This window comes from Bradyrhizobium sp. CCBAU 11357, assembly GCF_028128865.1.
Lineage (GTDB): Bacteria > Pseudomonadota > Alphaproteobacteria > Rhizobiales > Xanthobacteraceae > Bradyrhizobium.
The window spans coordinates 203,587-216,249 of sequence record NZ_LBJW01000113.1; the positions used below are offsets into that span (position 1 = coordinate 203,587).

Annotated in this window: 10 protein-coding genes; 3 read left to right on the forward strand and 7 right to left on the reverse strand. The window is 65.2% G+C overall.

The genetic code is table 11. The annotated features are described in order from the left end of the window. Positions 1 to 101: 101 nt before the first annotated feature. Complete coding sequence (locus XI05_RS36820; protein WP_271510866.1) at positions 102 to 2,690, forward strand: MMPL family transporter; 2,589 nt, start codon at positions 102 to 104, stop codon at positions 2,688 to 2,690. On the opposite strand, the gene XI05_RS36825 is transcribed toward XI05_RS36820, so the two are convergent. Further along, on the reverse strand, positions 2,658 to 3,311 hold the full coding sequence (locus tag XI05_RS36825) for a DUF2147 domain-containing protein (RefSeq protein ID WP_271510868.1): 654 nt from the start codon (positions 3,309 to 3,311) through the stop codon (positions 2,658 to 2,660). The two genes, XI05_RS36820 and XI05_RS36825, sit on opposite strands and share 33 nt — an antisense overlap. 141 nt (positions 3,312 to 3,452) lie before the next feature. Here XI05_RS36825 and hpnO point away from each other — a divergent pair, with 141 nt between their 5' ends. Beyond that, positions 3,453 to 4,844: an aminobacteriohopanetriol synthase HpnO gene (gene hpnO / locus XI05_RS36830; protein ID WP_271510870.1), complete on the forward strand. Its 1,392-nt coding sequence runs from the start codon at positions 3,453 to 3,455 to the stop codon at positions 4,842 to 4,844. A 110-nt stretch (positions 4,845 to 4,954) separates the two neighbouring features. On the opposite strand, the gene XI05_RS36835 is transcribed toward hpnO, so the two are convergent. From XI05_RS36835 to XI05_RS36855, 5 genes are all read right to left on the reverse strand, one after another. Continuing rightward, the gene (locus XI05_RS36835) at positions 4,955 to 5,722 is read right to left on the reverse strand and encodes an anti-sigma factor family protein (RefSeq protein WP_271510872.1); all 768 of its coding nucleotides are present in this window, start codon (positions 5,720 to 5,722) and stop codon (positions 4,955 to 4,957) included. After that, positions 5,719 to 6,264 carry a sigma-70 family RNA polymerase sigma factor gene (locus XI05_RS36840; protein WP_271510873.1) on the reverse strand — a complete coding sequence of 182 codons (546 nt, stop codon included), beginning with the start codon at positions 6,262 to 6,264 and terminating at the stop codon, positions 5,719 to 5,721. The genes XI05_RS36835 and XI05_RS36840 overlap by 4 nt, the downstream gene beginning before the upstream one ends. 109 nt (positions 6,265 to 6,373) lie before the next feature. Further along, the gene (locus XI05_RS36845) at positions 6,374 to 6,709 is read right to left on the reverse strand and encodes a cupredoxin domain-containing protein (protein WP_271510875.1); all 336 of its coding nucleotides are present in this window, start codon (positions 6,707 to 6,709) and stop codon (positions 6,374 to 6,376) included. A gap of 19 nt (positions 6,710 to 6,728) precedes the next feature. After that, on the reverse strand, positions 6,729 to 7,673 hold the full coding sequence (locus XI05_RS36850) for a metallophosphoesterase family protein (protein ID WP_271510877.1): 945 nt from the start codon (positions 7,671 to 7,673) through the stop codon (positions 6,729 to 6,731). 223 nt (positions 7,674 to 7,896) lie between these two features. Next, on the reverse strand, positions 7,897 to 9,516 hold the full coding sequence (locus XI05_RS36855; protein WP_271510879.1) for a GMC family oxidoreductase: 1,620 nt from the start codon (positions 9,514 to 9,516) through the stop codon (positions 7,897 to 7,899). A gap of 172 nt (positions 9,517 to 9,688) precedes the next feature. On the opposite strand from XI05_RS36855, the gene XI05_RS36860 reads away from it, so the two are divergent. Further along, entirely contained in the window at positions 9,689 to 10,861 is a 1,173-nt protein-coding gene (locus XI05_RS36860; protein ID WP_271510881.1) for a M20 aminoacylase family protein, read from the forward strand. 150 nt (positions 10,862 to 11,011) lie between these two features. Here the strand turns inward: XI05_RS36860 and XI05_RS36865 are convergent, their stop codons facing one another. Further along, positions 11,012 to 12,640, reverse strand: coding sequence for an inorganic phosphate transporter (locus tag XI05_RS36865; protein ID WP_271510882.1), 1,629 nt, complete (start codon positions 12,638 to 12,640; stop codon positions 11,012 to 11,014). Positions 12,641 to 12,663: the final 23 nt, after the last annotated feature.

Genomic DNA, 12,663 nt, shown 5'->3' on the forward strand with positions numbered 1-12,663 from the left:
CTGGCGGCGAGAACCACCCAAAACAGCAATAGGTTTCGCCCTGGAACTCCGATAAACAGCGGGCGTTTCCGGCAAGCTGTTAAACCGCAGAAAGAAAAGAAGTGCTGCAAAGCGTCGTCGTTGCCATCGTCAGGGCCTGCACCCGGTTTGCCTCCCTCGTCGTCGTTCTCGGGCTCCTGCTGTCGGTGGGGGCGGGCTATTACGCTGCACGCCACTTCGCCATCAACACCGACATCAACTCGCTGATTTCCCAGAATCTCGACTGGCGCAAGCGTGACCAGCAATTCGACAAGGCGTTCGACCAGAATGAAACGATCCTTGCCGTGGTCGAGGCGCGGACTCCTGAAATGGCGAGCGCAGCGGCAGACGCGCTCTATGCCAGGCTGAAGGACGACAAGACCAACTTCCAGTCGCTGCAACAGCTGGGCAGCGGCGAGTTCTTCGAGAAGAACGGCCTGTTGTTCCTGCCGACCGAGGAGGTCGCCAAGATCACCGGCCAGTTCGAATCCGCAGCGCCCCTGATCGAGATCATGGCCGGCGATCCCTCGATCCGCGGCCTGACCGGCGCGCTGGAGACCGGGCTTGCCGGCGTCAAGCGCGGCCAGGTCAAGCTGGACAGCACCGAGCGGCCCTTCAACCTGATCGCGCAGACGGTCGAGACCGTGCTCAACAAGGGCAACGCCAGCTTCTCATGGCGCGAGCTCGTCAGCGACGAGCCGCTCAAGGATTCGGACAAGCGCACCTTCATCGAGTTCAAGCCGATTCTCGACTACAACGCGCTGGAGCCCGGCAAGGATGCCACCGACGCGATCCGCAAGGCCGCTGCGGATCTGGATTTTACTGGCAAATACCAGGCGCGGGTGCGGCTGACCGGCCCTGTGCCGATCGCCAACGAGGAATACGCCACCGTTCAGGAGGGCGCGGTCGTCAACGGCGTCGGCACGATTCTCGTCGTGCTGGTCATCCTGTGGCTCGCGCTGCATTCGTCGAAGATCATCTTCGCCGTGTTCGTCAATCTGTTCGTCGGCCTCGCGATCACGACCGCGGCCGGCCTGATGATGGTCGGATCGTTCAATCTGCTGTCGATCGCGTTCGCTGTGCTGTTCGTCGGCCTCGGCGTCGATTTCGGCATCCAGTACAGCGTCCGCTACCGCTCGGAGCGCTACAAGCACAACGATCTCGCGGGTGCGCTAGTGCTGGCGGCCAAGCGCTCGGCGGTGCCGCTGTCGCTGGCGGCGATGGCGACGGCTGCCGGTTTCCTCTGCTTCATGCCGACCGACTACAAGGGCATCGCCGAGCTCGGCCAGATCGCCGGCGTCGGCATGCTGGTGGCGTTCATCTCGTCGATCACCGTTCTGCCAGCCATGCTGAAGCTGCTGAACCCGCCCGGCGAGCCGGAGCCGGTCGGCTACGCCTTCCTGGCGCCGCTCGATCACTTCCTGGAGAAGCATCGGGTGCTGATCGTCGGCGGCACGCTGCTGCTCGCGCTCGGCGGCCTGCCGCTACTCTACTTCATGAAGTTCGACTTCAACCCGATGAACCTGCGCAATCCGCACGCCGAGTCGATCGCCACCTTCCTCGATTTGCGCAAGGATCCGAACACCGGCGCCAATGCCGTCAACGTGATGACGGCGTCGGAAGAGCAGGCGAGGCAGGTCGAGGCGAAGCTGGAGAAGGTGCCCGAGGTGCTCAGGGTGATGTCGCTCGACAGCTTCGTGCCGCAGGACCAGCCGCCGAAGCTGAAGCTGCTCGCGCAGGGCGCCAAGGTGCTGAATCCCGCGCTCAACCCCGATCAGATCGACGCAGCGCCGACGGATCAGGAGAATGTCGATGCGCTGAAATCCTCGGTCGACAATCTGCGCCGGACGGCGGGCGACGCGAAGGGCCCGGGCGCTGTCGCCTCGCGCCGTCTTGCCAACGCGCTCGAAAAGCTCGCCAATGGCGACGAGGCCACGCGCAACAAGGCGCAGGACGTGTTCGTCGCGCCATTGAAGATCGTGTTCGACCAGCTCAGGAACGCGATGCAGGCAGGTCCCGTCACCCTGAGCTCGCTGCCGCCCGATCTCGTCAGCGCCTGGAAGAGCAAGGACGGCGTCATCCGCGTCGAGGCGCTGCCCAAGGGTGATCCCAACGACAACGATACGCTGCGCAAATTCGCAGCGGCGGTGCTCCAGGCCGAGCCGACTGCGATCGGCGGGCCGGTCTCGATCCTGAAGTCCGGCGACACCGTGGTGAAGGCGTTCATCCACGCCGGCATCTATGCGCTGCTGGTGATCGGGCTTCTGCTGTGGATCACGCTCCGCCGCTTCGTCGACGTGCTGATGACGCTGGTGCCGCTTCTGGTTGCCGGCGCGGTGACGCTCGAGATCTGCGTGTTGATCGGCCTGCCGCTGAACTTCGCCAACATCGTCGCGTTTCCGCTGCTGCTCGGCGTCGGCGTCGCCTTCAAGATCTATTATGTCGTGGCCTGGCGCTCGGGCAGGACGAACCTGCTTCAGACCAGCCTGACGCGCGCAATCTTTTTCAGTGCGCTGACGACGGCGACCGCGTTCGGCAGCCTGTGGCTGTCGAGCCATCCCGGCACGTCCAGCATGGGCAAGCTGCTGGCCCTCTCGCTGGTGACGACGCTCGCCGCCGTGCTGCTGTTCCAGCCGGCCCTAATGGGCAAACCCCGCAATCTCAGGGAGTAGGCAGATGTCGCCGACCGGGTCGGCGGCGCCCTTCTGACCGGGCTTGGCTGCGCCGGCGGCCTTGGGAGCTGCGGGCGCAGGCGTGGTGGTGCCGCCCGTGGCTTGGGCTGCTTGGGCCCCTTGCCCCGCTTGCGGCTTCGGCGCAGGGCCGCTGGATTTCGCCGCGCCCTTGGCCATGGCGTTGGCAGGGCTGGAAGGGATCGGCGGGCCGACCCGGGTCCAGGTTTCGCCGCCGCAGAGGAAGCCCATGACGCAGCCTTTGATCTCGAGCTGGTCGGGACCGGCCGGCGTGATGGTCGCACTGTAGAGCTGGCCGTCCTTGGCATTGTAGACCTGCCCTTCCCACTGATCGACGCCGGGCTTCTTCTTCATGTCGATCAGGGTTGCCATGCCGAGCGTCGGCCTGTTCTTTTTCGAGGCATCCGGATTGTTCTCGTCGCGCCCGCCGGGCTGCTTTTCCCAGGAAACCGCGCCCCACATGCTGCCGTAGCATTGGGCGACGCGAATGTTGGCAACGCCGTCGGCGACCCGCCAGTCGCCGGTCGGATCCGCGGCGAGCGCGGGCGTCAGGCCGGCGTAACCGCCAGCCAGTATTAGTCCGGTGTAAAGGGCCAAACGCATGTGTGTTCCTTGGCAGTGCAACATGGTCTAAAGCTGTGCTTGCGAAGATGGTCCGAAAAAGGGCAAAAGGCCGCACAGACCGTTTTCAGTAACGGTCCGTTTTCAGTTGACGAGACGGCCCTCAACCGAAGTATGTAGCGGATGCACAGCCCAAATCCAGACATGTCTCAGCTATTCGCGGACCGTCAGGCCCAGCGCAGCACCCTGCATAACCGGTATCTGAACGAGCAGTTCGTTCGGGTGCTCAAGACCATCGGCTACGATGTCGGCTTCCAGAAGGGGCAGGGGCAGTACCTCTACGACCGCGACGGCGCGCGCTATCTCGACCTGTTGTCCGGCTTTGGCGTGTTTGCGATCGGGCGCAATCATCCCGTCATGCGCGAGGCGCTCAAGAGCGTGCTCGATGCCGACCTGCCCAACCTCGTTCAATTCGACGTCTCGACGCTCGCCGGTGTGCTGGCCGAGCGCCTCCTGAAATACGTTCCCTATCTCGACAAGGCGTTCTTCGCCAATTCCGGCGCGGAATGCGTCGAGGCCGCGATCAAGTTCGCGCGCGGCGCGACGGGGCGCCCCGGCATCGTCTATTGCGCCCACGGCTATCACGGGTTGACTTACGGCGCGCTGTCGCTGACCGGCGATGCCAATTTCCGCACGGGCTTCGAGCCGCTGCTGCCGGGCTGCACCCCGATTCCGTTCAACGATCTGGCCGCGCTGGAAAAGGCGCTGGCCTCGCGCGAGGTCGCGGCCTTCGTCGTCGAGCCGATCCAGGGCAAGGGCGTCAACATGCCCAACGACGAGTTCCTGCCGGGGGCGGCCGCACTCTGCAAGAAATACGGCACGCTGTTCGTCGCCGACGAGATCCAGACCGGCATGGGCCGCACCGGCCGTTTCCTCGCGGTCGAGCACTGGAACGTCGAGCCCGACATGGTGCTGTTGTCGAAGTCGCTCTCGGGCGGCCACGTGCCGGTCGGCGCCGTGCTGACGCGCAAGAGCATCTTCGACAAGATCTTCAACCAGATGGACCGCGCGGTGGTGCACGGCTCCACCTTCTCAAAGAACGACCTCGCGATGGCCGCGGGCATCGCCACGCTCGACGTCATGGAATCGGAGAAGCTGATCGATGCGGCCGCCAAGCGCGGCGCCGAGCTGCGCCTCGCGCTGACGCGCATGGTGCCCGGCTACGAGCTGCTCAAGGAAGTCCGCGGCAAGGGCCTGATGATCGGCATCGAGTTCGGCCCGCCGAAGTCGCTGCGCCTGCGGGCCTCCTGGAACGTGCTGGAGACCGCCAACAAGGGCTTGTTCTGCCAGCTCATTACCGTGCCGCTGTTCAAGGATCACAAGATCCTGACGCAAGTCGCTGGCCACGGCAGCCACACCATCAAGCTGCTGCCCCCGCTCACCATCACCGAGGAAGACTGCGCCTGGATCGAGCGCGCCTTCGACGACGTCATCGCCGGCAGCCACAAGGTCCCCGGCGCGATCTGGTCGCTCGGCAAGACGCTGGTGGACAACGCGGTGCGAAGGTCGGCGTAAGGCCGATCTATCTCAGCAATCGTCATTGCGAGCGTAGCGAAGCAATCCAGTATCCCTCCGCGGATGCGGTCTGGATTGCTTCGCTACGCTCGCAATGACGGCGGAGACCGCTACCCCTCCACGTTCGCCTTCATTGCCGCCTCGAACTTGTCGACGAATTCGGCAAGTTCGTCGGCGCCGAGATCGCTGACGGCCCAGAAGTTCAGGCCGCGGCCGCCCCAGCGGCGGCAGTTGAAGCCCTGCATGGTCTGGGTCTTCGGCGGCCGATGCTCGGTGCTCGAAGTTTGCGATACGAACAGATTGATCACGTGTTGCCGGCGCCGGTAGACCACGGCGCCGATGGCGCGGGCGTCGATATAGTCGAGCCGGCCGCCGACCAGCGTAAAGCCCTGCGCGGTGAGGTCGATCACCGGTGGTGCGACGTCGAGCTTGCCGTTGAACCAGGGCTTGACGGTGTGCTGGTCGGTCGAGACCACGTCGGTGAGATGGCCGGCCTGGAGCGAGCGCAGATGCGCGGAGACGACCTCAGACAGAATGCGCTGCTGGTCATCCTGGCGCAGCACCACCGCGACGATTCCGGTGGCGGCGAGCGCGGAGACGGCCGAGCCCATCGCAAATCCGCGCAGCACGGCGCGGCGGCTCGGCTGCTGGCGCTGCGGCTCAGACAACGAGGCTTCGATGCGAGCGCGCAGGCTTGCCGGCGCGGTGTAGCGCAAATTGGTACCTGCGAGCACGCGCTGCATCTCGCGCTGCGCCGCGAACTCCGCGGCGCAGGCCGGGCAGCTCGCGATATGGGCCTCGACCTCGCGCGCGTGGCCGGCATCGAGCTCGCCATCGAGCAGCGCGTGAAGCAGGATCCTTGCTTCGTCGCAGGTCATTTCGCTTGCTCCTCTTCCGTCCAGGCCGCGCGCAGCATGGCGCGGGCGCGGGCGAGGCGGGACATCACGGTGCCGACGGGGACGCCGACGGCCTCGGCGATTTCACGGTAGGACAGGTTGTTGATCTCACGCAGCACGAAGGTTTCCTTGAACGGCTCGGCAAGCGCGTCGATCAGCTTGCGGATTGCGCCGGCATCGCGGCTCCGCAGCACTTCAGTCTCGGGGCTCGCCTCGGTCTCCTGCCAGAGCGGCGTCTGCTCGGCGGCACCTAGCGTATCCTCGATCGCGCTGGGCCGGCGCGCGCGACGCACATATTCGGCGTTGCAGACGTTGCGCAGGATCGCGAACAGCCAGGGCTTCATCGCAGGCCCCCGGTAGCTGTCGAAATGCTTCAGCGCGCGCAGATAGCACTCCTGCACCGCGTCCTCGGCGTCAGAGGCATCGCGCAGCAGATAGCGTGCGAGCGTGTAGACGTCGTCGAGATAGGGCAGCGCTGCCTCGCGGAAGCGCTGTGCCTTCTGCACATCGTCGGTGGCGGGCATCCCTCCTCGCTTTGCCTCTGGTTCTTCTTTTGCCGTGACCGCGGGCGCATGCGCCCGGCCGGCGTGGGACCACCGGCCGGGCAGGACGTTGATGCCTTGGTTGAAGACGTTACTCAACCTTGATCATCCCCGTCATGTGCGGGTGCAGCGAACAAAAATATTTGTAGTCGCCCGCATTGGTGAAGGTGAAGGAGAACTTGTCGTCGGTATCAAGGGTCTTGGACCTGAACTTGCCGGCGGACACGATGGTGTGCGGGATGTCGTCCCGGTTGGTCCAGGTCACGGTGGTGCCGACCTTGATCTTGAGCTCGGCCGGCTGGAACACGAAGTTGTCGATATGCACGTCCAGGTCGTCGGCGCGGGCTTTTGTCGTGGGTAACAGGATGGCCGCGGCCAAAGCGAGACCGAGGTCGAAACCGAAGTCGCGGCGATTGAGAGTCTTCATTGTCAGCTTCCGTTCAACCTTAGCCCTGCAGCGGTGTGTCGATGATCGCGAGCCGCTGCTCGTTCTGCTTGAAGTTGATGCTGGCGACCCCAAGCATGGAGCGCAGCCTTGCGTCCTCGACCTTCATCGGGCCGGGCGAGGGCGCGGCTCCCGGCGCCGGCTGCGGGAAGGCCGTCGAGCGCGCGGTGTGGAAGGTGACGTTGCCTTCGACCTTCTGCATCACCTGGTGGATGTGGCCGTTCAGCACGGTGACCGAACCAAATCCCTTGACGTATTCCAGCGCGCGGCCGCCGTCTTCGGTTCCCCAGCCCCATTGCGGATAGACGGTCCAGAGCGGGATGTGCGCGAACAGCACGATCGGCGTCGATTTCGACTTGCCACGCAGATCGTCCTCGAGCCAGGCGAGCTGTTCGGCGCCGAGATTGCCGAGCCCGCCGGCCTTGAGGTCGACCACGTTGACGAGGCCGATGAAGTGCACGCCGCCGGCGTCGAACGAGTACCAGCCGTGACCCTTGGTGCCGCGGCCGTACCGTTCGCGATAGAGCTTCACCTCCTCATCGATGAAGTCGTGCTCGCCGGGCACGTAATGCACGTCGAGCTTGGTCTGCGAGATGATGCGCTCGGCATTGTCGAACTCGGCGGCTTTCGACAGATGCGTGATGTCGCCGGTGTGGATCATGAAGGATGGCTTGGCCCGCATCGCGTTGATCTTGTTCACGGCCTCTTCCAGCGTACCGAGCGCGTTGGGATTGGCGGGCTTGTCGAAGCCAACATGGCTGTCGCTGATCTGGAGGAAGCTCATGCCGGGCGCGGCCGCGGTTGCAGCTTGCGCCGAATCGATGATGCCGAGCGAGCGCGGCACGCCGCCGGTGACGGTCCAGAGCACCCCGGTGCCGGCCCAGGTCATGCATTCCAGCACCTTGCGGCGGCTGACTCCGTCGTCCCCGTGATTGTGTCCGCTCATCGCGCCTCTCCACGCGCCCGGAATTGGGCTTCGGGGAGGTGATCGGGGGCGGGAGGGACTTATTCCCGGATGGGATGACGATTTCGTGAGTGCAGTCTCGTGTCCTGGACAAGGCGCAGCGCCGCTTGGCGGTGCGCCGCAGAGCCGGGACCCAGGGCCGCAATGGGTCCCGGCTCAGCGCCGCACCGCTTCGCGCTGCGCCGCGTCCGGGACACGATAGCGTTTACTTCGCATCCTCCACGATCATGGTCGCACCCTTCTCCGCGATCATCGCCGTTGGCGTATTGGTGTTGCCCGACGTAATCGTCGGCATGATCGAGGCATCGACGATGCGCAAGCCGTCAAGGCCATAGAAGCGCAGGCGCTCATCCACCACCGCCATCGGATCGTTCGCCGTGCCCATCTTCGCGGTGCCGACAGGGTGGAAAATGGTGGTGCCGATGTCGCCGGCGGACTTTGCCAGCGAGGCGTCGTCATCGCCGACCGTCGGCCCCGGCAGATATTCGCTGGGCCGGTATTTTGCCAGCGCCTTCTGCCGCATCAGGCGGCGCGTGGTGCGGATGGCGTCCGCGGCGACCTGGCGGTCGTCGTCCGTCGACAGGTAGTTCGGCGCGATGATCGGCTTCTCGTCAGGGTTCGCCGAACGAAGCCGCACGGTGCCGCGCGAGGTCGGCTGCAGATTGCAGGCACTGACGGTGATCGCAGGGAAGCGATGCAGGGGATCGCCGAACTTGTCGAGCGACAGCGGCTGCACGTGGAACTGGATGTTGGCGCGGGCGCGCGTCGCATCGGAGCGCGTGAAGATGCCGAGCTGCGAGGGTGCCATGGTCAACGGACCGCGGCGGCGGAAGGCGTAGTCGATCCCCATCAGGCCGCGGCGGAACAGATTGTAATAGGTCTCGTTCAGCGTGCGCACGCCTTCGACCTTGTAGATCGCGCGTTGCTGGAGATGGTCCTGGAGATTGCGCCCGACGCCGGGCTTGTCCATGACGATGTCGATGCCGAGCGGCGACAGCCAGTCGGCAGGGCCGATGCCGGAGCGATGCAGCACCTGTACCGAGCCGATGGAGCCTGCCGAGAGCACCACCTCGCGCTTCGCGCGCGCCTCGATGATCTCGCCGTTCTGGATGAAGCGCACGCCGACGGCGCGGCCCTGCTCGATGATGAGGCGATCGACCAGCACGTGCTTCTCGAGCCGCAGGTTCGGACGGTTGAGCGCGGGCTTGAGGAAGCCGCGCGCCGACGACCAGCGCCGGCCGCGCTTCTGGTTGACGTGGAAATAGCTGGTGCCTTCGTTGTCGCCGGTGTTGAAATCCGGGATGCGCTTGATGCCCATCTCCTCGGCGGCGTCACCGACGGCATCGAGAATGGCCCATGACAGCCGCGGCGCCTCGATACGCCAACCGCCCCCGGCGCCGTGATGCTCGCTGGCGCCGAGGAAGTGGTCCTCGAGGCGCTTGAACAGCGGCAGCACGTCGTCATAGCCCCAGCCGGTCAGGCCAAGCTGGCGCCAGTGGTCGTAGTCTGCAGCCTGTCCGCGCATCGAGATCATGGCGTTGATCGCCGAGCAGCCGCCGATCACCTTGCCGCGCGGATAGGCCAGCGAACGGCCGTTCAGGCCGGGCTCGGCCTCGGTCTTGAACAGCCAGTCCGAACGCGGATTGCCGATGGCGAAGAGATAGCCGACCGGGATGTGGAACCAGATCCAATTGTCGTCGCCGCCGGCTTCGAGGATGAGAACGCGGTTGCTTGGGGCAGCCGACAGCCGGTTGGCGATGATGCAGCCCGCGGTACCGGCTCCGACGACAATGTAGTCAAACTCACCTTCAAGCCGCCTCGGCATTCTGCTTCCACCCGAATGGTCTCTTTGCGTTCGTCTAATAGGCCGACGCAGCCGATCGGGACAAGCCCGGCCATGCCGGGTGAACAGGGCTAGACCCCGATTGCCGGCGGTTGGGTGGACCGACGCTTGCATGGTAGACAGTCCTGTATTTCCAACCAGCTCGAGACCTTCCATGCCCATCGTGAACCGCGTCGCCGACCTTCAACCCGATATCCAGGCCTGGCGGCGGGACATCCATCAGCACCCCGAGCTGCTGTACGACGTCCACCGCACCGCAGCATTCGTTGCGGACCGCCTGCGGGAGTTCGGCTGCGATGAAGTCGTGACCGGCCTCGGCCAAACCGGCGTCGTCGGCGTGATCAAGGGCAACAAGCCGGCCGGCGAGGGGCTCAAGGTGATCGGCATGCGTGCCGACATGGACGCGCTGCCGGTCGAGGAGCAGACCAATCTGCCTTACGCCTCCAAGACACCCGGCAAGATGCACGCCTGCGGTCATGACGGCCACACCGCGATGCTGCTCGGGGCGGCCCGCTATCTCGCCGAGACGCGCAATTTTGCCGGCGATGCCGTGGTGATCTTCCAGCCCGCCGAGGAGGGCGGCGCCGGGGGCGCGGCCATGGTCAAGGACGGCCTGATGGAGCGCTTCGGCATCGAGCAGGTCTACGGCATGCACAACGGCCCGGGCATCCCGGTCGGCTCGTTCGCGATCCGGCCCGGCCCCATCATGGCGGCGACCGACGAGGTCGACATCATGATCGAAGGCCTCGGCGGCCACGCCGCGCGTCCGCACAAATGCGTCGATTCCGTGCTGGTCGGCGCGCAGGTAATCACGGCCCTGCAGTCGATCGTCTCCCGCAGCGTCGATCCCCTGGAATCGGCGGTGATCTCGATCTGCGAGTTCCACGCCGGCAACGCTCGCAACGTCATTCCGCAGACCGCGATCCTGAGAGGCACCATCCGCACGCTGACGCCGGAGGTGCGCAAGCTGGTCGAGAAGCGCGTGCATGAGGTCGTGGCGGGCGTGGCGCAGATCACCGGCGCCAAGATCGACCTGCACTACAAGCGCAACTATCCCGTCGTGAACAACCATGCGGCGGAAACCGAGGTGGCACGGCGCATCGCCACGCAGGTCGCGGGCGAGTCCCATGTGCACGAGATGGCGCCGCTGATGGGCGGCGAGGATTTCGCCTACATGCTGGAAGCGCGGCCCGGCGCCTTCATCTTCTGCGGCAACGGCGACAGCGCCGGCCTGCATCACCCCGCCTACAATTTCAACGACGAGGCGATCGTCTACGGTACGTCCTATTGGGTGAAGCTGGTCGAGGAGCAGCTCGCTGCGTCTTAGCTTTTCGTCACCTCGCCCCGCTTGCGGGGAGAGGTCGGCGCGAAGCGCCGGGTGAGGGGGACTCTCCGCGAGTCCATCTGTCACTATTTTCTCGGATGGAGCCCCTCACCCCAGCCCTCTCCCCGTAAGAACGGGGAGAGGGAGAGGCTCTCAGAACATCCGCGAGAAGATCACATAGAGCGTCGCCGACAGCATGATCGCGCACGGCAGCGTCAGCACCCAGGCCATCAGCAGGTTGCGGATCGTCGACCATTGCAGGCCCGAACCGTTCGCCGCCATGGTGCCGGCGACGCCCGACGACAGCACATGCGTGGTGGAGACCGGAAGGCCGAACACGTCGGCCGCGCCGATCGTGGCGGCGGCCACGAGCTCGGCGGACGCTCCTTGCGCGTAGGTGAGATGGCTCTTGCCGATCTTCTCGCCGACCGTGATGACGATGCGCTTCCATCCGATCATGGTGCCGAGGCCGAGCGCGATGGCGACCGCGATCTTCACCCAGTTCGGGATGAACTTCGTGGCGGCATCGAGCGATCCCCTGTAGGCGTTCAGGGTCGCGATCTCCTCCTTGTTGAGATCGTTCTCCTTGTCCTTCATCAGGAAGCGGATCGCTTCGGAGGTCATGTACATGTCGTTGCGGGTGTTGCCGACGGCTTCCGCGGGCACCTTGTTCAGCGTGCCATATTTGGCGACCTGGTCGCCGACGTCCTTCACCAGCACGGCAAGCGAGGGATAGGTGCCCTCGTTGATGTGGCGCAGCGTGATGTACTGCGTCACGGCGGGGCGGGGATCGCCGATGATGCTGTGGCCGGCGCCCTTCGCCGAGATCACCTTGGCGGCGGCATCGGAGGTGTTCTGGAACTGGACGACCTGCGATTCCGGCAGCGCGCGGTTGAGCGCGTAGGCCGTCGGCACGGTGCCGATCAGGATCAGCATGATCAGGCCCATGCCCTTCTGGCCGTCGTTCGAGCCGTGCGCGAAGCTGACGCCGGTGCAGGTCGCGATCAAGAGGCCGCGGATCCACAGCGGCGGCGCCTTGTTGCCTTCCGGCGCGGAATAGAGCGCCGGGTTGCGCACGATGAACTTGAGCAGGAGCAACAGCGTGGCGGCGCAGATGAAGCCGAACAGGGGCGACAGCAGCAGCGCGTAGCCGATCTCGGTCGCCTTGGTCCAGTCCACGCCCGAGGTGCCGTCGCGGCCGCGCATGACGGCGTTGGCGACGCCGACGCCGATGATCGAGCCGATCAGCGTGTGCGAGGAGGAGGCGGGCAGGCCGAAGAACCAGGTGCCGAGATTCCACAGGATCGCCGCGATCAGCAGCGCGAACACCATGGCAAAGCCGGCGCTGGAGCCGACCTGGAGGATCAGTTCGACCGGCAGCAGCGAGACGATGCCGAAGGCGACCGCGCCGGAGGACAGGAGCACGCCGAGGAAGTTGAAGAAGCCCGACCACATCACCGCGACCTCGGCCGGCAGCGAATGGGTGTAGATCACGGTCGCCACCGCATTGGCGGTGTCGTGAAAGCCGTTGACGAATTCGAAGCCCAGCGCGATCAGGAGCGCGATGAACAGGAGGATGTAGGGCAGATAGGTCGTCACCCGCGCGCCGGTGGCATTGACGTCGACATAGATGCTGTAGGCGACGAACAGCAGGCCTGCGGCAAGGATGCCGAAGAACAGGATCATCGTCAGCGGATTGAAGCCCTTGTCGAGATTTGGCCGCGAGGCCGGCTGGACGGGCGCGGGATCTGCTACCGCGCGGTCGAATGCAACATCGGTCATGTCTGGACGCCCCTTAACTTTCA